This is a genomic window from Bradyrhizobium sp. (genome assembly GCF_030646015.1).
Classification (GTDB): Bacteria; Pseudomonadota; Alphaproteobacteria; order Rhizobiales; family Xanthobacteraceae; genus Bradyrhizobium.
This window is the reverse complement of record NZ_JAUSLT010000038.1, coordinates 1-23,117: the sequence shown is the minus strand read 5'-3', so window position 1 is coordinate 23,117 and position 23,117 is coordinate 1. Positions and strand designations below refer to the sequence as shown.

The 23,117-nt window shown below is 63.4% G+C and carries 21 protein-coding genes; 6 read left to right on the top strand and 15 right to left on the bottom strand.

The genetic code is table 11. The features are described 5' to 3' along the window. Positions 1-123 precede the first annotated feature (123 nt). The 7 genes from Q7T45_RS05690 to Q7T45_RS05660 form a co-directional block, all read right to left on the bottom strand. Complete coding sequence (locus tag Q7T45_RS05690; protein ID WP_304868619.1) at positions 124-2,832, bottom strand: nitrate reductase; 2,709 nt, start codon at positions 2,830-2,832, stop codon at positions 124-126. Positions 2,833-2,845: 13 nt separating this feature from the next. Next, a complete protein-coding gene (locus Q7T45_RS05685; RefSeq protein ID WP_304868617.1) occupies positions 2,846-4,063 on the bottom strand; it encodes an NAD(P)/FAD-dependent oxidoreductase in 1,218 nt (405 codons plus the stop codon). Positions 4,064-4,071: 8 nt separating this feature from the next. Continuing rightward, the gene (locus Q7T45_RS05680; RefSeq protein WP_304868615.1) at positions 4,072-4,497 is read right to left on the bottom strand and encodes a globin family protein; all 426 of its coding nucleotides are present in this window, start codon (positions 4,495-4,497) and stop codon (positions 4,072-4,074) included. 89 nt (positions 4,498-4,586) lie between these two features. After that, positions 4,587-5,381, bottom strand: coding sequence for an ABC transporter ATP-binding protein (locus Q7T45_RS05675; protein WP_304868613.1), 795 nt, complete (start codon positions 5,379-5,381; stop codon positions 4,587-4,589). A 12-nt stretch (positions 5,382-5,393) separates the two neighbouring features. Continuing rightward, positions 5,394-6,302: a nitrate ABC transporter permease gene (ntrB, locus tag Q7T45_RS05670; protein WP_304868611.1), complete on the bottom strand. Its 909-nt coding sequence runs from the start codon at positions 6,300-6,302 to the stop codon at positions 5,394-5,396. A 60-nt stretch (positions 6,303-6,362) separates the two neighbouring features. Further along, positions 6,363-7,679, bottom strand: a complete 1,317-nt coding sequence (locus tag Q7T45_RS05665; protein WP_304868609.1) for a CmpA/NrtA family ABC transporter substrate-binding protein — start codon at positions 7,677-7,679, stop codon at positions 6,363-6,365. Positions 7,680-7,997: 318 nt separating this feature from the next. Continuing rightward, the gene (locus Q7T45_RS05660; RefSeq protein WP_304868607.1) at positions 7,998-8,912 is read right to left on the bottom strand and encodes a dioxygenase; all 915 of its coding nucleotides are present in this window, start codon (positions 8,910-8,912) and stop codon (positions 7,998-8,000) included. Between the two features lie 137 nt (positions 8,913-9,049). Here Q7T45_RS05660 and Q7T45_RS05655 point away from each other — a divergent pair, with 137 nt between their 5' ends. From Q7T45_RS05655 to Q7T45_RS05645, 3 genes are all read left to right on the top strand, one after another. Continuing rightward, complete coding sequence (locus Q7T45_RS05655) at positions 9,050-10,324, top strand: serine hydrolase (protein WP_304868605.1); 1,275 nt, start codon at positions 9,050-9,052, stop codon at positions 10,322-10,324. A 129-nt stretch (positions 10,325-10,453) separates the two neighbouring features. Then, positions 10,454-11,953, top strand: a complete 1,500-nt coding sequence (locus tag Q7T45_RS05650) for a sensor histidine kinase (RefSeq protein WP_304868603.1) — start codon at positions 10,454-10,456, stop codon at positions 11,951-11,953. Positions 11,954-12,087: 134 nt separating this feature from the next. Next, positions 12,088-12,414, top strand: a complete 327-nt coding sequence (locus Q7T45_RS05645; protein ID WP_304868601.1) for a copper-binding protein — start codon at positions 12,088-12,090, stop codon at positions 12,412-12,414. 17 nt (positions 12,415-12,431) lie between these two features. On the opposite strand, the gene Q7T45_RS05640 is transcribed toward Q7T45_RS05645, so the two are convergent. The 7 genes from Q7T45_RS05640 to Q7T45_RS05610 form a co-directional block, all read right to left on the bottom strand. After that, positions 12,432-13,589: a glycosyltransferase family 39 protein gene (locus tag Q7T45_RS05640; protein WP_304868600.1), complete on the bottom strand. Its 1,158-nt coding sequence runs from the start codon at positions 13,587-13,589 to the stop codon at positions 12,432-12,434. Between the two features lie 140 nt (positions 13,590-13,729). After that, complete coding sequence (locus Q7T45_RS05635) at positions 13,730-14,464, bottom strand: cytochrome c biogenesis CcdA family protein (protein ID WP_304868597.1); 735 nt, start codon at positions 14,462-14,464, stop codon at positions 13,730-13,732. A 386-nt stretch (positions 14,465-14,850) separates the two neighbouring features. Next, positions 14,851-16,116 (bottom strand): allantoate amidohydrolase, encoded by a 1,266-nt coding sequence (locus Q7T45_RS05630; RefSeq protein WP_304868595.1) that lies wholly within the window; start codon positions 16,114-16,116, stop codon positions 14,851-14,853. Continuing rightward, complete coding sequence (gene puuE / locus Q7T45_RS05625) at positions 16,116-17,057, bottom strand: allantoinase PuuE (RefSeq protein ID WP_304868593.1); 942 nt, start codon at positions 17,055-17,057, stop codon at positions 16,116-16,118. The genes Q7T45_RS05630 and puuE overlap by 1 nt, the downstream gene beginning before the upstream one ends. 2 nt (positions 17,058-17,059) lie before the next feature. Beyond that, positions 17,060-17,473 (bottom strand): DUF3830 family protein, encoded by a 414-nt coding sequence (locus Q7T45_RS05620; RefSeq protein ID WP_304868591.1) that lies wholly within the window; start codon positions 17,471-17,473, stop codon positions 17,060-17,062. Between the two features lie 159 nt (positions 17,474-17,632). Next, entirely contained in the window at positions 17,633-17,905 is a 273-nt protein-coding gene (locus Q7T45_RS05615; RefSeq protein WP_304868589.1) for a hypothetical protein, read from the bottom strand. After that, entirely contained in the window at positions 17,898-18,503 is a 606-nt protein-coding gene (locus Q7T45_RS05610; protein WP_304868587.1) for a cysteine hydrolase family protein, read from the bottom strand. The genes Q7T45_RS05615 and Q7T45_RS05610 overlap by 8 nt, the downstream gene beginning before the upstream one ends. Positions 18,504-18,678: 175 nt before the next feature. Here Q7T45_RS05610 and Q7T45_RS05605 point away from each other — a divergent pair, with 175 nt between their 5' ends. Together Q7T45_RS05605 and Q7T45_RS05600 are read left to right on the top strand one after the other, a co-directional pair. Beyond that, the gene (locus Q7T45_RS05605; RefSeq protein WP_304868585.1) at positions 18,679-19,737 is read left to right on the top strand and encodes a LysR family transcriptional regulator; all 1,059 of its coding nucleotides are present in this window, start codon (positions 18,679-18,681) and stop codon (positions 19,735-19,737) included. Next, positions 19,734-20,129, top strand: coding sequence for a helix-turn-helix domain-containing protein (locus Q7T45_RS05600; RefSeq protein WP_304743359.1), 396 nt, complete (start codon positions 19,734-19,736; stop codon positions 20,127-20,129). The genes Q7T45_RS05605 and Q7T45_RS05600 overlap by 4 nt, the downstream gene beginning before the upstream one ends. A gap of 228 nt (positions 20,130-20,357) precedes the next feature. On the opposite strand, the gene Q7T45_RS05595 is transcribed toward Q7T45_RS05600, so the two are convergent. Next, positions 20,358-21,335: a tripartite tricarboxylate transporter substrate binding protein gene (locus Q7T45_RS05595; protein ID WP_304868582.1), complete on the bottom strand. Its 978-nt coding sequence runs from the start codon at positions 21,333-21,335 to the stop codon at positions 20,358-20,360. 441 nt (positions 21,336-21,776) lie between these two features. On the opposite strand from Q7T45_RS05595, the gene Q7T45_RS05590 reads away from it, so the two are divergent. Further along, a complete protein-coding gene (locus Q7T45_RS05590) occupies positions 21,777-22,598 on the top strand; it encodes an enoyl-CoA hydratase (protein WP_304868581.1) in 822 nt (273 codons plus the stop codon). Positions 22,599-23,117: the final 519 nt, after the last annotated feature.

Genomic DNA, 23,117 nt, shown 5'->3' with positions numbered 1-23,117 from the left:
CGATGTCCGAGTCGGGTCAAAAGCGCCACTTGTTGGATGTCTATGGCACTTCCGCGTTACCCCTGAGAGCCGACATTCCAGGAGAGATCACACCAGCCGCTCCATCCGGGCTACGGCTACAGCCTAGTTAGCCACCGCCAATTGAGGTTGCTTCAGTTCCGCCGCGCCCACCTGCGCAATCAGCCGTTTCATCTCCGGAATGCACGAGCCGCAATTGGTGCCGGCCTTCAGCTGCGCGCCGATGTCGGCGGCGGTGCCCGCACCCGCCGCGATCGCGTCGCAGATCGTGGTGCGGCCGACGCCGAAACAGGCGCAGACGATCGGCCCGGCGCTGGCCATCCCGTCGGTCGATTTGCCCGACAGCAGCATGCGGCGCTGGTCGTCGCTGAGCACGCCGGCGGCGAACAGCTGCTTGATCACGTCCCAGTCGCCGGCGTCGTGCGCCGGTCCGATGAATAGACAGGCTTCGATCCGGTCGGCGGCGAATGCCGCGGCGCGGTAAACACCGCCACCGAAATCATTGTACTCGGCGAGATCATCTGTAGTCGCCGAGCGCAGCCAGGATTGCCAGCCCTTAAGGTCCCCATTGTCGGCCAGCAGATAACCGTGGCCGCCAGGGATTGCGACATGTGCCCACCAGGCATGGCCGGGCAAGGCCAGCGGTGTACGCGACAGCGCAAAACCGCGGAACACATATTCATGGGGCGTGATCGACGCCGGCGTCGCCTTGTTCTCGGGCTGGCCGGAAAATCCATCGGTGAAAGGCGCCACCAGCGCGCCGACCCGCGAGCCTGTGGCGGTGGCCTCGCTCCAGTGGATCGGCGCGAACAGCATGCCGCGCTGCTGCCGCTCGCTGACGACGACCTTGAGCGTGCATTGTCCGTAATCGGTGGTGACGCGCGCGAAGCTGTCATGGGCCACGCCGAATTTCAGCGCGTCGTCGGGATGCACCTCGACGAACGGCTCCGGCAGATGCTGGCCCAGCCGCGGGCTCTGGCCGCTGCGGGTCATGGTGTGCCATTGATCCCGGATGCGGCCGGTGTTCAGCCGCAGCGGCCGGGCGGCCGTCGTCACGCTGCGCAGCGCCGGGATTTCAGGTGCTATGAAGCACGCCTTGAAGTCGTTGGTGAAGAAGCCGCCATCGGCAAAGAACCGCCGTTGCGGCTGGCTGCTATCGATCCGCGTCGGCCACTGCACCGGCGCCAGCGCGTCAAACGCCTCGTCCGACAGCGATTTGAGCGCACCGATATCGAAATCACGGCTGCCGGTGTTCTCGAAGGCCGACAAACCAGCGTGCTCGCGAAACACGTCGGCGGCCGAGTTGAAATCGAACGCCGCGCCGAAGCCGAGCCGTTTTGCGACTTCGCTGACGATCCACCAATCCGCTTTGGCCTCGCCGGGAGGTTTCAGAAACGCGCGCTGCCGCGAGATGCGGCGTTCCGAGTTGGTCACCGTGCCGGACTTCTCGCCCCAGGCCTGCGCCGGCAGCAGCACATGCGCGCCCGCGCTCACCGTGTCGTTGGAACGCACATTCTCCGAGACCACGAACATCTCGAGCTTCTTCAGCGCGGCGCGGGCGGCGTCGGCGTCCGGCAGCGACACCGCGGGATTGGTGCCCATCACCCACAGCGCCTTGATCTCGCCGCGCGCGATCGCCTCGAACATCTGGACCGCCTTCAATCCTTCATGCGTGGCGATGCGCGGTGCTTTCCAGAACCGGCGCACCCGGTCGATGTCGGGCGGCGTGAAGCCCATATGGGCGGCGAGCTGATTGGCGAGCCCGCCGACCTCGCGTCCGCCCATCGCATTGGGTTGCCCGGTCAGCGAGAATGGCGACGCGCCGGGTTTGCCGATCCGGCCGGTGGCGAGATGGCAGTTGATGATGGCATTGACCTTGTCGGTGCCCTGCGCCGACTGGTTGACGCCCTGCGAATACAGCGTCACCACGCGCGGCATGGTGGCGAACAGCCGGAAAAAGTCCGCGATGTCGCGTTCGGCAAGGCCGGTCGCCAGTGCAGTCGCGCCGACACTGCCGGCGATCACCCGTGCCCGCGCCAGCGCCTCGCCGAAACCCTCGGTGTGCCGTTCGATGTAACCGGAATCCAGCGCGCCGTTATCGGCCAGATGCGCCAGCAGCCCGGAGAACAACGCGGTGTCGGTGCCGGGCTTCAGGCCCAGAAACAGGTCGGCATCCCCTGCGGTGTCGGTACGGCGCGGATCGATCACGACGATGCGCGCGCCGCGCTTCGCCTTGTTGGCGACCATGCGCTGGTACAGCACCGGATGGCACCACGCCGCGTTGGAGCCGACCAGCACCAGCAGGTCGGCCTGGTCGAGATCGTCATAGCAGCCGGGCACGGTGTCGGTGCCGAAGGCGCGGCGGTGGCCGGCCACCGAGGACGCCATGCACAGCCGCGAATTGGTATCGACATTGGCGCTGCCGATGAACCCCTTCATCAGCTTGTTGGCGACGTAATAGTCTTCGGTGAGAAGCTGTCCGGACAGATAGAACGCGACCGCATCCGGACCGTCGCGCTTGACGATGTGCGCGAAGCGATGCGCGACATGGTCGAGCGCGTCGCTCCAGGCCACCCGCTCCATGATGCCCTTGCTGCAGCGGATCATCGGATGGAGCAGCCGGTCCTCAATCCCGAGGGTTTCGCCGAGCGCCGAGCCTTTCGAGCACAGCCGGCCGAAATTGGCGGGATGCTCGGGATCGCCCGAGATCGCCGCACCGCCGCTGCCGTCCGGCGTCGCCACGACGCCGCAGCCGACGCCGCAATAAGCGCAAGTCGTACGGGTAGCACGAAGGGCGGGATCGACAGCAGTCATATGAGCAACCGGCTCACGCCGCCTCCGAGGCCAGCGCGAGCGAGCGGCCGAACATCATCTGGCTGCGAATGCCCGCGACGGGTTTGCGATCCCTGATCAATTCGAGATACCAGAGCGCGTCGGCGACATCGCCGACCAGCACCGCGCCGGTGAGACGGCCACCCGAGATCACCAGCTTCTTGTAGGTGCCGTGCCTGATATCGTTGAGCACGATGGCTTCGCTGCCATCGGCGCCCATGAAATCGCCGGCCGAAAACACGCTGACTCCGGAGACCTTCAGATTGGTCGCGACCACGCTGCCATGATAGGCGACTGGCTTGCCCGCCAGATGCCGCGCCAAAACGCGCGCCTGCTCATAGGCCGGCTCGACCAGGCCGTAGCAGATGCCGCGATGCTCGGCGCATTCGCCGAGCGCGAAAATATCAGGTGCGCCGGTCTGCATGACATCGTCGACCACGATGCCGCGGTTGACGGCAATGCCGGCTTCCTTCGCCAGCGCGATGCTGGGGCGGATGCCGGCCGCGAAGACCACCGCGTCGGCGTCGATCAGGCGGCCGTCGGTCAGTTCGACGCCCTCGACGCAGGTCTCGCCGTGAAAGCGCGCGGTGTTGGCATTGAGCAGAATCTTGATGCCCTTGAGCTCGACCAGCGACTTCAGGAGCTCGGCCGCCGGCGCATCGAGCTGGCGCTCCATCAGCCGGTCCATCAGGTGAACCAGGGTGACCGGAGCGCCGGCCTTGGCGAGGCCGTAGGCTGCTTCCAGCCCGAGCAGGCCGCCGCCGATCACGACGACGCGCTTCTTCTGCGCGGCCAGCGTCAGCAGCAGATCGACGTCCCGGCTGTCGCGAAAGGTATGCACGCCGGCGAGGTCGGCGCCGGGGACATTCAGTCGCAACGGCGTCGAGCCTGTCGCGAGCACCAGCTTCGAGAACGTCATGCTCTCGTCACCCGCGATCTTGAGCTCGCGGCGGCCGACGTCGATTTCGGTGGCGACGCAGCCGTATTTCAGGGTGACCCCGCGATCGCGCCACCATGACGCCGGCCGCAGCTCGATGTCATGCGAGGCGGTCTCGCCCGCCAGCACCGACGACAGCAGCACGCGGTTATAGGCCAGCCGCGGCTCTTCGCCGATCACCGCGATGGCGTAACGGCCAAGGGCTGCTTTCGACAGCTCGTCGACCAGACGCGCCGCCGCCATTCCATTGCCGACGATAACCAGCGGTTCGCTCACATCGATCCTTACTCCGCGGCTTCCGCGCGGCCGTATGCTTCTGAAATCATGTAACCGGACAGCGTCCCGTAGGCCGTGGTCCATGCGTCGGCGACGTCCGATGTCCAGGCCTCGCCAAGTCCCTTTTCCAGCGTCCACAGCAGTGCGCCGCCGACAACGGGGTAATGTTCCGGCCGGGCGCCGTAATCGACGTGGCGCTTCGCCAGCGCGCTGGCGGCCGGCAGGATCGACTCGAGATTGCCGAGGCCGTTCACCACGGCGGCCAGCATCATCATCAGCTTCTTGCGCTGCTGCGTCATGTCGTCCGGGAACATCGCCTTCACTGACGGCGCGACCTCGAACAGGCGATCGTAGAAAATAACCGCGGCGGCTTCCGAGATCGGAACCACCTTCGAAAAACTCTCCTGAACCAGTTTCACCTGCGTCGAATTCATTTCAGCTCTCCTAATGCGTTAAAGCAGAACCTGTTGGTCGCGCTCCGGGGACATTAGTTCACGTCAAAGTTCGAAAGAGACGTAAGGGCTTACGCCGCCTCGACAAAACGATGCCGCTCATAGAGGAATTCGAGCACGCGCTGGCGGCATTTCAGATAGCCGGCGTTGGTGGCGAGTTCGAGCCGCTTGCGCGGGCGCGCCAAGGGCACGTCGAGCACTTCGCCGATTCGCGCGCTCGGCCCGTTGGTCATCATCACGATGCGGTCCGACAGCAGCACCGCCTCGTCGACGTCGTGGGTGATCATCAGGATGGTGTTGCCGAGTTTTTGGTGCAGCGCCATGACGGAGTCCTGCAAGTGTGCGCGGGTCAGCGCGTCGAGCGCGCCAAAGGGCTCGTCCAGCAGCAGAACTTTCGGCTCCATCGCCAGCGCGCGGGCGATGCCGACGCGCTGCTTCATGCCGCCGGAGATTTCCGAGGGCCGCTTGTCCTTGGCATGCGCCATCTGCACCAGATTGAGATTGTGCATGGTCCAGGCATCACGCTCCCCACGGGTCTTGCTGGATGCGAACACCTTGTCGACGCCGAGCCGGACGTTTTCGTAGACCGTGAGCCAGGGCAGCAGGCTGTGGTTCTGGAACACCACCGCGCGGTCCGGACCCGGCGAGTTGACCTCGCGGTTTTCCAGCAGCACGCAGCCCATCGTGGTGGTGGTGAGGCCGGCGACGATGTTGAGCAGCGTGGACTTGCCGCAGCCGGAATGGCCGATGATCGAGACATACTCGCCCTTGTCGATCGTCAGGTTGATGTCCTTCAGCACCTCGGTCGAGGCACTGCCGCGGGTGAAGACCTTGTCGATGTGGTCGAGCTTCAGATAGGGGTGCATGGACATGTTCCTTCAGTTCAGCGCGGTGCCGCGGGTGACGAATTTCGCCATGCCCGCGATGATGCGGTCGAGCACGAAGCCGATGATGCCGACGTAAAACAGCGCCAGGATGATTTCGCTGATGTGCGACGAGTTCCAGGCGTCCCAGATGAAGAAGCCGATGCCGACGCCGCCGATCAGCATTTCCGCCGCCACGATGGCGAGCCAGGACAGGCCGATGCCGATGCGCAGGCCGGTGAAGATGTAGGGCGCCGCCGCCGGGATCATGATCTTCCAGAAAAATTCCAGCGGGTTGAGCTGGACCACCGCGGCGACATTTCGATAGTCCTGCGGGATGTTGCGGATGCCGACCGCGGTGTTGATGATGATCGGCCAGATCGAGGTGATGAAGATCACGAAGATCGCCGAGGGCTGGCCGTCGCGGAATGCGGCCAGCGACAGCGGCAGCCAGGCCAGCGGCGGGATGGTGCGCAGCACCTGGAAGATCGGATCGAGCCCGCGCATCGCCCAGACCGACTGGCCGACCAGGGTGCCGAGCCCGATGCCGGCGACCGCCGCCAGCGAATAGCCGAGAAAAACCCGCTGCAGACTGGCGGACAGGTGCCAGAACAGCCCCTTGTCGATGCCGCCGCGGTCGAAGAACGGATCGAAAATCAACTCCTTGGTTTCCTTGAACACCCGCGACGGCGGCGGCAGGGTCGAGCCGGCGCGCCGGCAGACCAGCTCCCAGAACAGCATGCCGAGCGCCAGCACGATCAGCGGCGGCACCACGCGCACCGCGGTCTCCTTCGCCATCTTGGCGTATTTCTCGGCGAGTGGCGGCCGCTTCGGCATCAACGCGACAACCGGCGCAGCCGTGGTCGCAACGACCACCGCTTCCACCACCGCATCGGGCTCGGTCTTCAGGGCATGCATATTCATCGGGAGTATGTCTCCGTGGTTCGATGGAGCGGCCGCACGCGAGCATGCGGCCCTGCTGGATCAGACGTCGGCACGCTTGATGGACAGCGACTTCAGGTAGGCCGCCGGATTTTCCGGATCGAATACCTTGCCGTCGAAGAAGGTCTCCTTGCCGCGCGACTTGGAGGCCGGGATATCCGCAGCGGCGACGCCGAGCGTCTTGGCGGCGTCGCGCCAGATATCCTCGCGGTTGACCTTGGCGATCAGCGCCTTTGAGTCGAAGCCGGGCTCGAATTTTCCCCAGCGGATGTCCTCGGTCATGAACCAGAGATCGTGGCTCTGGAACGGATAGGAGGCGAAGTCGCGCCAGTACTTCATGATGTGCGGCGAGTTCTCGACCACCTTTCCGGTGCCGTAGTCGAACTTGCCCCTGGCGCGATCGAGAATGTCCTCGACCGGGCAGTTGATCCACTGCCGCTTGCCCAGGATGGTCGCGAGCTCTTCCTTGTTCTCGGCCTTGTCGGCCCACTGCTGGGCTTCCATGATCGCCATGGTGATGGCTTTCGCGGCGTTCGGATTCTTGTCGACCCAGGCCGAGCGCATCGCGAATGATTTTTCGGGGTGCTTGTTCCAGATCTCGCCGGTGTTGAGCGCGGTGTAGCCGATCTTCTGATGCACGAGCTGGCCCGGCCAGGGTTCGCCGACACAGAAGCAGTCCATGGTGCCAACCTTCATGTTGGCGACCATCTGCGGCGGTGGCACCGTGATGGTTTCGATGTCCTTGTCGGGATCGATGCCGCCGGCGGCGAGCCAGTAGCGCAGCCACAGATCGTGGGTGCCGCCCGGGAACGTCATCGCCGCCTTGATCGACTTGCCGGCGGCCTTCTTCTTGTCCAGCGCTTCCTTGAACGGCTTGGCGTCCAGGCCGATCTTGAGATCGGCGTATTCGCTGGCGACCGAGATGCACTGCGCATCCAGATTCAGCCGCGCCAAAATGTACATCGGCGTCGGCTGATTGTTCTGCGTCACCTTGCCGGAGGAGATCAGGTACGGCATCGGCGTCAGGATATGCGCGCCATCGATGCCGTTGCCTTCCGAGCCGAGCACGAGGTTGTCGCGCGTGGTGCCCCACGACGCCTGCTTCTGCACCTCGACGTCCGGCATGCCGTGCTTGGCGAACAGGCCCTTGTCCTTGGCCACGAACAGCGGACCGGCATCGCTGAGCGCGATGAAGCCGAGCTTCGCCCCCTTCACTTCCGGGCCCGCGCCCTGCGCGAAGGCGCCGGCGGGCAAATTCATCCTGGCGGCGGCGAGCAGGGCTGCCGTCCCCGCGGTGGCCTTGAGGATCTGACGGCGGCTGATGCCGCTGCGGGAAGTTGGGTCGGTAGGCTTCGTCATGGGCGCTGGCGTCCTTTGCGTCGGTTTGGCCGTCCGTCCGGTGTCACCGTAAGAAGCGCATGGAGGCACGCTCCGGGGAGGCCCCGGTCTGGCGGTTTCACAATTCGGATGATTGGTCTCGAGGGACGGCATCAATGGCGTCGGCACAAACTATTCAAGCTTCGTGCCAAGCGGGCTCGTCAGAAAAAGCGTATGTTTTTTAATATCTTAAGACATATGCACAATTAATGTGCATGCCCAATATTGCATCGAAAATTTGCGCAAAGGTCAAATCTTGTGCGCCGCACAACAAATAAGCAGGCGCCGGATCAGTGGATTTCAGGCGTCCTCGGCCACCGCCAGCATCGGCTTCGGGGCCGTCCCCTTGCCCGGTTTCATGCGAAACTCATAGCTCATCAGATGCCATGGCGCGGGCGCCGGCTTGCCGTCCGGCATCAGCGCGTCAGTGCGTTTTTCGATTTTGGCGACCAGTTCGTCCTTCACCCCGAACACCACGTCGGAATCGAGATATTCGTCGCCCTCGATAAAGACGTGGGTGACCAGCGGCTCGTAGCCGGGAGCCGCGACCAGAAAATGCACATGCGCCGGCCGCATCTCGTGGCGGCGGACCTGCCGGATCATCTCGCCGACCGGGCCATCGGTGGGAATGGGATAGCTGCACGGCAGGATGGTGCGAAAGAAAAACCGGCCATCGGCATCGGTGATAAAGCGCGCCCGCGATGACGGGCCCGTCACCTCGTAATCCGGCTTCTGCGAATCGTAATGGCCGTCATCGTCGGCGTGCCAGATGTCGACGGGGACGCCGGCCAGCGGCTTGCCCTTGAGGTCGGTGACGCGGCTCTGCACGAACATCCGTTCGCCCGTCACATTGTGCGGGGAAACATCTGTGCCGTGCGGCAGCACCTTGTGTTCTCCGACATAGAACGGCCCCAGCACCGTGGTCTCGGTGGCGCCCTCGCGTTCGCGGTGGTTGACGGCATCGACCAGCATCGAGACCCCGAGCACGTCGGACAGCAGGATGAACTCCTGCCGGCTGGCAGTGCATTTCTGGCCGGTGCGGGTCAGGAAATCGATCGCGTAGCCCCACTCGTCGAAGGTCAGATCGGTCTTGCGCACGTAGTCGTGCAGCGACTTGACCAATTCCTGCATCAGGAATTTGACCCGCGGGTCCGGCGTCTTCTCGAAACTTTCAATGACGGCGGCGGTCAGTTCGGTGTCGTTGAATTGGGGCATTGGGCTGTCCTGCGGGGCTACGCGGTTGTAGGGGGAAAGCCTACACCAGCCGCCTGCCGGGGGTAAGCGGCGGCGGTTGGAACGGGGCACACATTTCGGCTATCAAGGCTGACCTCGCCAGCCCCCGGAGACATCAGATGCTAGCCCCTACCCCCGCCTCGCCCGAATCCGCCGGCATGTCCAAGACCGGCTTCGACCGCATCGATGCCCATCTGAAGCGCCGCTATATCGACGCCGGCCGCTTTCCGGGGTCGCAGCTTCTGGTCTACCGCCGCGGCAAGGTAGTGCACAGCGCGGTGCAGGGCTTTGCCGACCTCGAGCGCAAGGCGCCGGTCAAGGACGACACCATCTTCCGGATCTATTCGATGACCAAGCCGATCACCTCGGTGGCCTTCATGATGCTGGTCGAGGAAGGCCGCGTCGCGCTCGACGAGCCCGTCCATAAATATATCCCGGAATGGAAGAACCTCGGGGTTTTCCAGGCCGGCACCGCGCCCTCCTTCCTGACCAGGCCGCCGTCGCGGCCGATGCTGATCGTCGACCTGCTGCGGCATACGTCGGGGCTAACCTACGGCTTCCAGCAGCGCTCCAATGTCGATGCCGCCTACCGCGAAATGAAGATCGGCGAAGTCGTCAAGGCCGGAACGCTGCAGGGAATGATCGACGACCTCGCCAAGATTCCGCTGGAATTCTCCCCCGGCGAGGCCTGGAATTATTCCGTCGCCACCGACGTGGTCGGCTATCTCGTCGGCCTCATCAGCGGCATGCCGTTCGAACAGTTCCTGAAGCAGCGCATCTTCGATCCCCTCGGGATGACCGACACCGACTTTCATGTGCCCGCCGCCAAGGCACATCGCTTCGCGGCCTGCTACTCGGCCGATGCAAAGCTCGGCATGACCTCCAACGCCGCCGATCGCAAGGCTAGCCTCACGCTGCAGGACGACCCGGCCACCAGTTCGTTCCTGTCGCCGCCGACGTTCATTTCCGGCGGCGGCGGGCTGTGCTCGACGGCGGCCGACTACCTCACCTTCTGCCGTGCCCTGTTGAACCGCGGCGAACTCGGCGGCGTCAGGCTGCTCGGCCCCAAAACCCTGGCGCTGATGACATCAAATCATCTGCCCGGCGGCGTCGACCTGCCGGCGATGTCGCGCTCGCTGTTCTCGGAAGCGGCCTATAACGGTATCGGCTTCGGCCTCGGCTTCTCCGTCACCATGAACCCGGCCCAGACACTGATTCCGGGGAGCGCCGGCGAGTATTCCTGGGGCGGTGCGGCGACGACCTCGTTCTGGATCGATCCGGCGGAAGAACTGATCGCCATTTTCATGACCCAGGTGCTGCCGTCGAGCGCCTATCCGATCCGGCGCGAGCTGCGCACCATGGTGTACGCGGCCATCACCGACAGCAATCTCTAGGTACCAACCCGGATTGCCTGGCGTTCAACGCACCATGGAACCCGGCTGCCGCTGGCGCGTTTTAGACGCTTCTCTTATGCTCCGGAGCATCAGGCGCTTTCGCGCCGGATGCCATGGGCCGGGATCCGCGTGCCAAAACTCTCACTGCCAGTGCGTCTCGCCCTGCTGGTCGCGGGAACCACGCTGCCGCTGATCGTCTTTGCGGTTGGTCTCGTCATTTACAACTATGAGCAGGACCGCCGGGCCGCGACGCAGCGCGTGCTGGAAACCGTGCGCAGCATCCGGCTGGTGCTCGACGCCGAAATGCAGCGGATGGCCGGCGGGCTGCAGGTGATGGCGCGGACCAACGCGCTGCGGGACCGCGATTTCGACAGCTTCCGCCGCATCGCCACGGGCTTCCTCGAGCAGTATGGCAAGGACGGCGTCGTGCTGGTGGCCGACCGTGACGGCCGTCAACTGTTCTCCTCGGTCACGGCGGATACAGCGAGCCTTCAGCCGCGCAACAATCGCGACATCGTCGAGAAGGTATTCGCAACCAAAAGCCCGCAATACTCCAACCTGTTCATCGACGCCGCCAAGAAGCAGCTGATCGTAACCGCCGAGGTGCCGGTGCTTCGCGACGGCCAGGTCGTCAGTGTCGTCTCCTTCAGTCCGCCGATCGAGATTTTCCAGGCCATCATCGAGAAGCAGCGCCCCAGCCGGGACTGGACGATCTCGATCTTCGACCGCGAAGGCGTCAATTTCGCGCGGGTACCGAATCCGCAGGATACGCTCGGCAAGCGCGCCTCGCCGTCGCTGTACGCCGCGATGCTGCGTGCACCGGAAGCTACCTTGTCGACGGTGACGCTCGAAGGCGTGCCGCTGATCACCAGCTTTGCACGGTCCTCCCTCACCGGCTGGACGGTCGCCGCCGGGATCGCGGAAAGCTCGCTGGTCGGTCCGTTGTGGCGCAACCTCGCCATCACCAGCGTGATCGGCGGCCTTCTGCTGCTGGTCGGCCTCGCCTTCGCGGTGCGGATGGCGACCGCGATTGCCCGCGGCGAGATGCTCCACGACCTCCTGATCGAGGAGCTCAATCATCGCGTCAAGAATACGCTGGCGATCCTGCAGGCAATCGCCACGCAGACCTTTCGCAGCGCCAACAGGATCGAGCGCGAGAAATTCGAGGGACGGCTCGGCGCGCTGGCGGAAGCGCATAATCTACTGAGCAAGGAAAAATGGGAGCGCTCGGAACTAAGGGACGTCATCGACCGTGTGCTGCAGCCCTATCTGCTCAACGCGCCGGAGCGGCTGCGAATGTCCGGACCCGACGTGCCGCTGTCGCCGCGGCTGGCGGTGGTGCTGTCGATGATCCTGCACGAGATCGCGACCAACGCCGCCAAGTACGGCGCGCTGTCGAACGACAGCGGCAAGGTTGCGCTGGACTGGGAAGTGATTACGGAAGACGTCAAACCGCAATTGAGATTGATCTGGACCGAATCCGGCGGCCCTCACGTCACGGCCCCGGTGCAGCGCGGCTTCGGATCGCGGCTGATCGAGCGCAGCGCCCGCGATCAACTCGGCGGCGAGGCCACCGTTGATTTTCTGCCCCACGGCGTGGTTTACACGGTGACCTGCACGCTCGAGTAGGACACCATTTCGACCGTCGTCAACGACTGCTGTATGGGTCTTTCTCTGTGACTGCTTCAGGCTTGGGGGAGCTTTTTTCGATCCAGGGCTTACCCGGCAGGGAACAAAATCCGACCTTCGGAGCTTATCTCCGAATGCTCGAAATCCAGGAGATCGCGATGAGGCTGACACAGACGTTTTTGGCGGGTTCCCTGCTCACGCTCATCAGTTCGGTGACGCTGGCGCAGGAAGCGCTTACGGGAACGGTCACCATGGTCAATCGGATCAGCGGGACCATCGCCATTCAACCGGCGCAAAGCGGCACTGAAAGCGCCACGGTTGGCGCGAATACCGGCGGAACGGCGGAGCAATTCAAGGTACAAGCCGGCATGCTGACCAATTTGCACGCCGGCGACAGGGTCACCTTTTCCGTCAGCGAAACGGGCGGAACGAAGACCATCACGAAAATCGAGAAGCGCTAGTTTTTCCAAGCCGCCGATCATCCGATCCAGATTCTCCGGGCGAACAACGCGGTGTTCATGAGCAGAGCCGCGCCGAGTAGCCCGATCACGCCTGCCAGAAGCCACTTCGCCCGCAGCAATAAATCGGCCAGCACGACAAACAGCGGAAATGAGACAAGATTAAACCGGCCCATCGAGACGAAGCCTGCCGGTCCACCGCCGAGCGTCAGATACGGCAACAACAACACACCCATGGCGAACAGCGTCCAGGAGGAGCGCAATCGAAACCAGCCCACAGCGATCAGGACAATAAACAGCAGCGTGAACCAGCTGTCCTGCCCCCATGGATTCCAGTCATTGAGGATCAATCGGGTGAAGGGTTCGAATTTGAGTGCCGCGATCAACCTTGCAGCGAAGGTCGTTTCTCGATGGAAAGCCGCCTGCCCGTACGCGAATACAAGGGGATCCCCGAACTGGCTCCAGAGATAGATCATGAACAGCCAGATGCCCGACGTGGCGAGAACGACGCACGGCACAAGGACCGCAAGGAACGGCTTGTGGTCGCGATTGCGCCACATCTCCCAGAGCAGGACGGGTAATAACACAATGCCCGTCGATCGGTCGGCAACGGCCAGGCCCGCAAGCAGCGCTGCCGACAGATAGCGCTGTTGCTTCAAGACAAGAAAAAACCCAACGATCAGGAGTAATTCCAGGGGTTCGGTATACCCGGCCGACAGCAAAACCGACGCCGGAAAAAAGCTGAGCAGCGCGATGGTGGTGAGGGCGATCTGGTCGCCGAATTCCTCGCGAACCAGCTTGAAGAGCGCGACGATAGAAAGCATTCCCGCGACGTTCGACACCAGCAGCAATGCATCCGCAGGCGTCAGGCCGCTAACCGCAGTGAGACCCCGCGCGAGCATCGGATACAACGGGTAAAACACGATATTCTGTTGAATGGTCGGATCGCCGTTATACCGATATCCCTCGGTTGCGATCTTGAAATACCATTCTGAATCCCATTGCAGCAATTGGTGGTACCAGGACGGTCCCGCCGACCAGACATCCGTAGCGATGGGCAGGTACTTCTGTGAGAATACCAATCCGAGTGCGACCACCACCCGCGAACACAGATATATCGATATGGCCCAGAAATAGGGCAGGAAGGAATGATCCTTCGGGATCGCACGCATCTGCATGACCATAGTGTCGCGCGGTACACGCACAAGATCAATCGTATGGAGCGCTGGAAGTCATCTCCGACAGCGCGATACCCCGTTTGTCGGCGCGACATCGGCAACCCCAGGGAGACCCGCCCCCGAAGGCGGCGGCAAGCGCCCTAGCCGAAATTCTGCAATGCCGGAAACGTCTCCAGCAGCCAGATGCTGACACTGGTGACCGCGCCGGTGAGGAAGCCGATGCCGGTGACGACCAGCAGCACGCCCATCGCCCGCTCGACATTGACGAGGTAGCGCTTCATGCGCGCAAACAGTGCGGAGAATTGTTCGACCATGAAGGCCGCGATCAGGAAGGGAATTCCGAGCCCGGCGGAATAGACCGCGAGCAGCATCGCCCCCTTGGTCACCGTGGCCTCGGCGGCGGCGACCGACAGAATGGCCGCCAGGATCGGACCGATGCAGGGTGTCCAGCCGAACGCAAAGGCGAGCCCCATCGCATAGGCGCCCCACAGGCCGACCGGCCTCGGGATCGGCAGCCGCCCTTCCCGCATCATGAAGCCGATCCGGGTCAGCCCGAGGAAATGCAGGCCCATGATGATGATGACGATGCCGGCGACGATCGACAGCTCCGCCGACCAGGCGCGGATCAGGCTCCCGATCAGCGAGGCGCTGGCACCGAGCGCCACGAACACGGTGGAAAAACCGAGCACGAACATGCCGGCCGCCAGCATCACCGCGCGCTTGGAGGATGCTTCCGTCTCGTCATTGGCGACCTGTTCGATGGTCGCGCCGGTGAGGTAGATCAGATAGGGCGGCACCAGCGGCAGCACGCAGGGCGACAGGAAACTGACCAGACCGGCAAGCAGCGCCGCGGGGATCGAGACATCGTGAATCATGCCGTCTTTGCCATCATTGTTATTGGGCTGAACCGGAGTTCCAGCCTGTGCCCCGGATCGTTGCGCGCAGCCCTGCTTCAAGCGGCTGCGACGGGCAGAACCAGGCCATCTCTAGCACCTCTGCGACCACCGCAAGCAACTCAAAGCCGCTCCAGCACTCACTTTTCGTTCAGCTCGCCGTCGGCCCTGCGGCCGGGATCGTGCCTGGTTGGGTGAACGACGAGGCTTACTGTGCATGGGGTTGTTTTCGCGATTTTTCGCTGAGGCCCTGGGTAGGCGACCGCCGTGTCCGGCCGAACGATCGCGACCCCGGGCGGAAAAGAGCCGATCGCGGCCAGGACAACAATCAACTAACATTGACGAGACACGCCACGCCCGCGTCCCGGTCATTCGACTTCCGCCCCCCGCGGCCGGAAATTCTCGACCAGCCGCAGCAGCACGCGGGCGCCGGCGTCGGCGTCATCAGCGTCGACATGCTCATCGGGGTGATGGCTGATGCCGCCGCGGCAGCGCACGAACAGCATGGCGACGTCGGCGATGTCGATCATCGCCATGCCGTCATGGCCGGCGCCGCTCGCCAGTTCGAAGGTACGAAACCCCTCCGCGGCGACGGCTTCCGACACCTGATCCCGCAGCCATGGCGCACAGGGCACGGTGCGGTTCTCGTGGGTGACGTCGAGCTGCAGCTGCAGCTTGCGGCGTTTGGCGATATTCTCGATTCGTCGGACGATATCGGCGACGGCGAGCTTGCGGTGCGCATCGGTGGGTGCGCGGATATCGATGGTGAACGACACCTGTCCCGGGATGACATTGGTGGCGCCGGGCCGCGCATCGATATATCCGACGGTGCCGACAAGCCCGTCCTGGTCGGTCCGGCAGAATTGCTCGATCTCGACAATGCATTCGGCAGCACCCGCGAGCGCGTCGCGGCGCAGCAGCATCGGCACCGTGCCGGCATGGCCGGCCATGCCGGTGAGGCTCGCCGCCAGCCGGGTCGCGCCCGCGATCGCGGTGACGGTTCCGACCGGGAGATGGAGGCCTTCCAGCACCGGGCCCTGCTCGATGTGCAATTCGACATAGGCCAGCAATTCGCTACGCACCCGTGCGGCGGCGCCGATATGATCGGGGTCGAGCCCGAATGTGATCAGCGCCTCGCGCATCGAGATGCCGGCGCTGTCTCTTGAGCCCAGCACGCTCTCGTCGAACGTTCCGGCCACCGCCCGGCTGCCCAGCAGCGTCGAAGCGAAGCGGACGCCTTCCTCATCGGCAAAGCCGGTCACCTCGACGGCGAACGGCAGCCGCTTGCCGCGCCGGTGCAAATCCGCGACGCAGGCAATCGCGGTGATGAGCCCGAGCGGCCCGTCCCATTTGCCGGCGTCGCGCACGGTGTCGTAATGCGAGCCCAGCATCAGGCAGGGCAAGCCCGCTTTCTCGCCTTCGTAACGGCCGCAGACATTGCCGATGGCATCGAGATGCGCCGCCATGCCGGCGTCCCGCATCCACGACAGCAGGAGATCGGCCGCGGCGCGGTGCTCGGGGGAAAGGAAGATTCGCGTCAGGTGATCCGGCGTCTCGGAGATGGCGCCGAGCGCCTCGATCCGGCGGAGGATATCCCGGCCGAGTTCCCCCGTGGCAGCGGTTGCCGGCGCCATCACGACGATCCGACGCTGGGTGCGCCGTCGGCGAGATGCGCGAGACGGGTGTGCCAATGCTGCGCGATCTGCAGCCGGGTGGGCACCCAGACCTTGTCATGGCCAGCGACATAATCGAGAAAGCGCAGCAGCGAGGCCGCCCTTCCCGGCCGGCCGACGACCCGGCAATGCAGGCCCACCGACATCATTTTTGGCGCCGTCGCGCCCTCCGCATAGAGCACGTCAAAACTGTCCTTCAGATAATTGAAGAACTGATCACCATCGCCAAAACCCTGGGCATTCACAAAACGCATGTCGTTGGCGTCGAGGCTGTAGGGAATGACGAGATGCGGTCCGGACGCGCCCCTGACCCAGTAGGGCAGATCGTCGGCGTAGGAATCGCTGGAATACAGAAAGCCGCCGGCTTCCATTACCAGCCGCAGCGTGTTGATCGAGGACCGTCCCGTGTACCAGCCGAGCGGCCGCTGCCCCGTGACCTCGGTGTGAATGCGGATCGCCTCGGCAATGGTCGCCCGCTCCTCCGCCTCCGGCATATTGCGGTGCTCGACCCATTTCAGGCTGTGGCTGGCGATATCCCACCGGGCCTCGTTCATCGCCGCGACGATGTCGGGATTGCGCTGCAGCGCGGTTGCGACTCCGAACACGGTGGCAGGCCACTTGCGTTCGGTAAAGGCGCGCCACAGCCGCCAAAAGCCGGCACGCGAGCCGTATTCGAACATCGATTCGATATTGGCGTGGCGTTGTCCCGGCCATGGCTGCGCGCCGAGCACATCCGACAGGAAGGCTTCCGAGGCGGGATCGCCGTGCAGGATATTGTTCTCGCCGCCCTCCTCGAAATTGACCACGAACTGCACCGCGATACGCGCGCCATCAGGCCATTGCGGATCTGGCGGGTTGCGGCCATAGCCGCTGAGATCCCGGGGGTAAGGGGTATCAGCCATTCCTAGGCCGCCTCGAACCGGACCTTCTGCGCCCCCTTGTAGAGCACGGTCTTGCCCAGCTCCGGCAGCCGCTCGAGCCCCGAGGTCAGTGTAATAAAATGGTTGCCGGCGAGCTGGCCCATCTTGCTGGCGAAGTGCACCCCGCCATAGGCCAGCAGAATCTCGGTCTCGCTGATGCCACCGGGATATAGGATGATCTGGCCGGGTGCCGGATAGCTGGTGTGGTTCTCATAGCCGACGCCGAAGTCGAGATCGCCGAGCGGCAGCCAGACCGCCTCGCCGCTCCAGCGGACATGAACCGCCTGGCTCTCGAACGGCATCGCGGTGCGGAAGGCGGCGCAGGTCTTGGGCGCCAGCTGGTCTTCGAAACGTGCGTCGAACGTGAAGTCGCCCACGCGGACAATGAGTTGGCTCATCCAGATGCTTCCCTGTTCCTCAATTTGAGGACCAGATTGCAGCCGCCGCGCGATCAGGCAAGATTATTTTTGTCGCTGGATTTACGGAAGAAGGTCGCCGGCCGGACCGGACGAGCCGCCAATCCAGCAAGCAATCCCGCTGTCGCCGAATCCGCGGCGCTACTTGACCAGCTTCAGCACGGCGCGCTTGCGCGGGCCTCGTGGCGAGTTCGGATCGTTCGACCGTCCCGCAGGCGCCTGCTCCGGCGGTGTCATCGCATCGCACAGCGCCTTCAGATCCGAATCCGGGAGTTTGCCGATGTCGATCCGAAGGTCGAGAACGGCCAGCGACACCAGCTTGGCGGTCTCCGGGCGAGCCTCCTTGACCAGGGCCGCCCGGCACTGCTCGAGGGTTGCGAGGATCGACTGCAGTCGTTCTTCTGAATTAGCCACCAGCGTTTCTTCCGTTACCGAGCTTGCGAGGTACAGTGGAGGCGATCCAGTCGGCGGTTTCATAGACGTCTCCATAAAGCGCAGATATCCTCGATACGGCCCGCTGAACGTCGTCCGCGGACATGTCGTCGAGGGCATGACTGGCCGACGCATCGCTGAGATAGGCGACCTTGTGGTTACGATGGAAGCCATCGATCATGGTCGACAGGCAGGCCGACTCGCCTGCAAACCCGACCAGCACGATGCCGCCACGGCTTTGGTTCACCAACGCGGTGAACGGTTCGGAAGAATAGCACGACGGGCTCGCCCGTTCGAATACCATTTCGTTGCGGGTGGGCTCAAAACCCTCGATCCAGCGCACGAACGGGGTTGCCCGGTTGAAGAAGGCGGACTCATTGAGCATCCGGATGAAGGCCACCAGCAGCCCGATCTGGCGCGAATGGTCCAGCACCCTGCGGCAATTATCCAGCGCGCGGTCGATCTCGGAAATCGCCAGCAGCCGCGGCTTCGCCAGATATTCCTGCTGCATGTCCACGAACACGACGATCGGGACGCTGGAGGAATTCGCGAAACTCCGAAGGCTTACAACTGACGTCACTTGGCGCCCCTCTCAAGCCCGGAACGGTTACCGGGTGGTATCCCAATGTGCCGGGGGCGGCCTGCAGGCTCAGCCACAGGGTAAGTATAACCCTCGGAATCCCCAGCCCCTGGACCCGCAATGGTTGTAGTTTTCACGATATTCTGCCAAGTTTAGCGGGCAGAAAGGAATCTGTATGCGTCTGGTAGTGGAAAGGGGCGTTCCTCAGGAGGAACGCCAGAAGGTCGCCATCGGCAGTCTCACGGACTGGGACGCCGCCAGGGTTTTCCTGGAAGTGGTCCGCTGCGGCAGTTTCAGGTCCGCCGCGGAGCGGCTGGACTTGTCCATCAACGGCGTGCGCCGCCGCATCGACGATTTCGAGCGGCAGATCGGCGCCACCCTCTTCACCCGCGACGTCCATGGCACCAGGCTGACCGACGAAGGCTCGCAGGTGGTGTCGGCGGTGGAACGCATGGAGGCGGCTTCGTTCGATCTGCTGCGCGCCAGCAATTCTGTCACCAATACGCTGTCCGGCGAAGTCCGGGTGGCCGTTACCGAGGGCCTGGGGACATTCTGGCTGGCGCCCCGCCTCGTCGAATTCCAGCAAGCGTTCCCGAACATCACGGTCGACCTGCACTGCGCGATGCGCTCTGCCGACGTGTCGCGGCATGAGGCCGACATTGCGATCCATCTGTCGCGGCCCGCGGCGCTCGACGTCAAGCTGGTGCGGCTCGGCCGCATGCATATGATGTTCTTCGCCAGCGAGAAATACATCGAGACTTTCGGCGCGCCGAAGACGACGGCAGAACTTGTCAAGCACCGGTTGGTGATGCAGGTCGCCGATGAGATCGCCGCCAAGGAAACGTTCGACAGTCTGTTTCCGGGTTATTCGCAACGCGATTTGCTGGTGATGAAAACCAACGTCAGCAGCGCGCATTACTGGGCCGTCGCCAACGGCGCCGGCGTCGGCGTGTTTCCAACCTACGGCTGGGCGCTCGGCGGTAAGATCGTGCCGCTCGAAATTCCATTAAGCCGGCCGTTCGATATTTGGCTTTCCTATCATGCCGGTAGTGGCCGTATCCCCAGGGTACGGCACATGATCGACTGGCTGGTGGAGGCTTTCAATCCCGCAAGATTCCCGTGGTTTAAGGACGAATTCGTCCATCCAAGCGAATTTAAAGCGGTATATAAGGGTGAATCCCTGACCCATCTCTTCGGGGGCTTCTCGACCGACGGACGACAAAAGGCAGAATGATGAAAGCAGCAGCGAAGAAAATGAAGCAGCGCAGTGCCGGTAAACCCGACATTGAATTGGGCAAGCGGATCCGGCTTCGGCGCGTTGAGCAGAAGATCTCGCAGGCGGAGCTCGGCGACAAGCTCGGCGTCAGCTTCCAGCAGGTGCAGAAGTACGAGAAGGGTGTCAACCGCGTCGGCGCTGCCCGTCTTCAGGCAATCGCCACCGCGCTCGATGTGCCCGTCACGTTCTTCTATGACGGCGACGGCAAGGCGCGTGAAGTCGAGAGCCTGCTGTTCCTGGACAGCGCGTTCAGCCTGAGGCTGTTGCGCGCCTACAGCAAGATCAAGGACCAGACCGTTCAGCGTCAGCTGGTGTCCTTGATGGAATCGATCGCCGCGAACGAAGACTGAGCGCTGCGAATCAATCCCGGCGCGAACCCGTGGGTTCGCGGCCCGGGTCGCAGTGTGAACGGTTGGTTCGCGGTATCTCTCGCCGGGCCATAGCCGGTCCGGGCGCGACAGGACGAGCCCACCGCCGTAGAAAACGGCGGCATCTGGCTGTTCGATATATCTGGCTGTTCGATATCAAGGCACCATCGCGCCTCGTGCGAACAGCGTCAGCTGTGGCATGACGTCGTGTCATTCCAGCGTGGCGCCCGAATTCCTGACGATCACGGCCCAGCGATCGACCTCGGTCTTGACGTAAGCGGCAAAACTGTCCGGCGTTGAGCCGGGCAGCGGCTCCAGCGCGAGCGCCGTCAACTTGTCGCGCGTTGCAGGATCGGCGAGCAGTTTTCCGATCTGCGCCGCCAGCTGGTCGGCGATATCACGCCGCAGGCCGGCGGGCCCGACCACGCCCTGCCACGCCACCAGTTCGAAGCCGGGCAGGCCCGCTTCCGCCAACGTCGGAATGTCGGGCGCGGCAGCGACCCGCTTTGACGTGGCGACGCCAAGGCACCTCAGCTTGCCCTCTCGAATCGGCTTCAGCGCAGGCTGCAAATCCATCATCACGAAGGCAATGTGCCCCGCGATCATGTCCTGCATCGCGGTCACGCTGCCGCGATACGGCACGTGGCGGATATTGATCCCGGCCGCCGCCTTCAGCATCTCGGCGCCGAGATGCTGCGGGCTGCCATTGCCGGCCGAGCCATAGGCCAGTCCCGGCTTCGATTTGGCGTAGGCGATGAAGGCGGACAGCGTCTTCGCCGGGATCTGCGGGTTGACGATCAGCGCGAACGGCACGCCGGCCACCAGCGCAATCGGGGTAAAATCCTTGACCGGATCGTATGGTAGCTTCCTGTAGAGCGTCTTGTTGATGGCGAGCGTGGTCGAGGTCGCCATCAGCAAGGTATGGCCATCCGGCTCGGCGCGCGCCACATGCTCCGCGCCGACCGCGGTGGCTGCACCCGGCTTGTTCTCGACGCTGACATGCGCGCCAAGCCCGCTTCTCAGCTGATCGGCGACCAGGCGGCCGAGCAGATCGGTGGTGCCACCCGCGGGATAGGGCACGATCATCTTGATGCCCTGGCTGGGATAGGCCGCCTGCGCAAAGGCCGGCAACCCCGTCAGCAAGGCTGCCCCGCATCCGGCCATCGCTTCCCGGCGCGTCAATGCCATGGTTTCCTCCCAGCGCATTTTTTCTCCATCGCTGTTGCGGAATAGCATAGCCGCTCACGTGGCATATCAAAGGCGTCATGACTCCAATCGACGCCATCATCTGTGGCGACAGCGCAACAGCCTCAACAGCGGCTTAATACCATACAACTTTCGCGAGCATTCATCTAGATATCCCACCTTCGACTCGGGCAGAAATACCGGCATGGTAGGGCCAATGGGCGCCTGCTGGTCCGCACCCATGGCATCGACCTCCTTCCTGCCGTCCACGAGGTCTCCGGCAATCAGTTGCCCTGTTTGCCCATGTCGCCGGTCTATTCTGTTACCCGTGCAGCCGGGTCGGCCCGGGTTACCCGCCCCTTGGCTGGCCGGCTCAGCTTCATTGCCGCAGGATCGAAGCAGTGCTTCAATCCGACTCCGACTCCCTTCACGAAAGCGCACACCATGCTGGACGTCCCGCAAAAATCAGAAAAAACTTTCGCCGACGGCAAGATCCTGCAAAGCGTGACCGACGGTGTCGGCGTCATCACCTTCAACAATCCGGCGAAGCGCAACGCCATGTCGCTCGACATGTGGGAAGGGCTCGGCCAGGCGCTGGTCGAACTGCGCGACGATCCCGATGTGCGCGTCGTGATCATGGTCGGCGCCGGCGACAAGGCCTTCGTGTCCGGCGCTGATATTAGTCAATTCGAAAAAACCCGTCATAACGCCGAGGCCTCGGAAGAATATTCGAGAAAGAGCGCCGCGCAACGCGCGCTGCTGGCGGACTACCCGAAGCCGACCATCGCCTGCATCCGCGGCTTCTGCCTCGGCGGCGGCATGCAGGTGGCGATGCTGGCCGACATCCGCCTCGCCTCAGAATACAGCCAGTTCGGCATCCCCGCCGCAAAACTCGGTATCGCCTATGGCTATGAGGGATTGAAGCATCTGGTGTCGCTGGTCGGCCCGTCCTGGGCGCGGCTGCTGATGTATACGGGGATGCGGATCGATTCCGCGGAAGCGGTGCGGATCGGCCTGGTCGATCGCGTGATCGCCGACCTCGACCTGTGGGACGAAACCCTGCAGATCGCCCGCACCATCTCCGGCAACGCGCCGCTGGCCATTCAGGCCGCCAAGATCACCATCGCACAGGTGCTGAAAGACGAAAGCCACCGCGACATGGACGCCATCAGGAACATCGGCACCGCCTGCATGGATTCGGAAGATTTTCGCGAGGGCCGGCAGGCTTTCATGGAGAAGAGGAAGCCGCAGTTCAAGGGAAAGTAAATCGAAACCGTAGCCCGGATGGAGCGAAGCGAAATCCGGGGGCGGCACACACAAACACTCGCGGTTGGATGGTGGTGTCAGACACCTTCTGCGACGATGAACATCGGTGGCTATGGGTTCCTGCGTTCGCAGGAACGACGTTGAAAGAGGATGGCCAGGGCCCACAGTACCGTTTGACGTCAGCGCAATCCAGCTTTCTTTGTTGTCGCACGAAAGCTGGATTGCTTCCTCGCAAGCGCTCCTCGCAATGACGACCCCACGCCGCTGTGTGACTACCCGGCGGGAAAATCAGTTCGTATCGCTCGCCCAGGAATTGGGGCATGTTCCAACTCCCCGCAAGAATATTTCTGTTTTCCAGAATTTATATTTGACAGCGAGGTAGAAACAGCATTATTGATTCGCCATCCCGTCCCATTCCGAGGGGCGTTGCGCAACGTCAACGACGCGGGGCGGGGATGCGGTGGACGCGGATGGCGCTCCTGACGAGGGCGCCTGAGGCGGACGGCGAAGTCGTGTGGT

Coding starts and splice junctions, on each gene's coding strand:
- Q7T45_RS05690 (WP_304868619.1), bottom strand. CDS start 2,832: ATGACTGCTGTCGATCCCGCCCTTCGTGCTACCCGTACGACTTGCGCT.
- Q7T45_RS05680 (WP_304868615.1), bottom strand. CDS start 4,497: ATGAATTCGACGCAGGTGAAACTGGTTCAGGAGAGTTTTTCGAAGGTG.
- Q7T45_RS05675 (WP_304868613.1), bottom strand. CDS start 5,381: ATGCACCCCTATCTGAAGCTCGACCACATCGACAAGGTCTTCACCCGC.
- ntrB (WP_304868611.1), bottom strand. CDS start 6,302: ATGAATATGCATGCCCTGAAGACCGAGCCCGATGCGGTGGTGGAAGCG.
- Q7T45_RS05665 (WP_304868609.1), bottom strand. CDS start 7,679: ATGACGAAGCCTACCGACCCAACTTCCCGCAGCGGCATCAGCCGCCGT.
- Q7T45_RS05660 (WP_304868607.1), bottom strand. CDS start 8,912: ATGCCCCAATTCAACGACACCGAACTGACCGCCGCCGTCATTGAAAGT.
- Q7T45_RS05655 (WP_304868605.1), top strand. CDS start 9,050: ATGCTAGCCCCTACCCCCGCCTCGCCCGAATCCGCCGGCATGTCCAAG.
- Q7T45_RS05645 (WP_304868601.1), top strand. CDS start 12,088: ATGCTCGAAATCCAGGAGATCGCGATGAGGCTGACACAGACGTTTTTG.
- Q7T45_RS05640 (WP_304868600.1), bottom strand. CDS start 13,589: ATGCAGATGCGTGCGATCCCGAAGGATCATTCCTTCCTGCCCTATTTC.
- Q7T45_RS05635 (WP_304868597.1), bottom strand. CDS start 14,464: ATGATTCACGATGTCTCGATCCCCGCGGCGCTGCTTGCCGGTCTGGTC.
- Q7T45_RS05630 (WP_304868595.1), bottom strand. CDS start 16,116: ATGGCGCCGGCAACCGCTGCCACGGGGGAACTCGGCCGGGATATCCTC.
- puuE (WP_304868593.1), bottom strand. CDS start 17,057: ATGGCTGATACCCCTTACCCCCGGGATCTCAGCGGCTATGGCCGCAAC.
- Q7T45_RS05620 (WP_304868591.1), bottom strand. CDS start 17,473: ATGAGCCAACTCATTGTCCGCGTGGGCGACTTCACGTTCGACGCACGT.
- Q7T45_RS05605 (WP_304868585.1), top strand. CDS start 18,679: ATGCGTCTGGTAGTGGAAAGGGGCGTTCCTCAGGAGGAACGCCAGAAG.
- Q7T45_RS05600 (WP_304743359.1), top strand. CDS start 19,734: ATGATGAAAGCAGCAGCGAAGAAAATGAAGCAGCGCAGTGCCGGTAAA.
- Q7T45_RS05595 (WP_304868582.1), bottom strand. CDS start 21,335: ATGGCATTGACGCGCCGGGAAGCGATGGCCGGATGCGGGGCAGCCTTG.
- Q7T45_RS05590 (WP_304868581.1), top strand. CDS start 21,777: ATGCTGGACGTCCCGCAAAAATCAGAAAAAACTTTCGCCGACGGCAAG.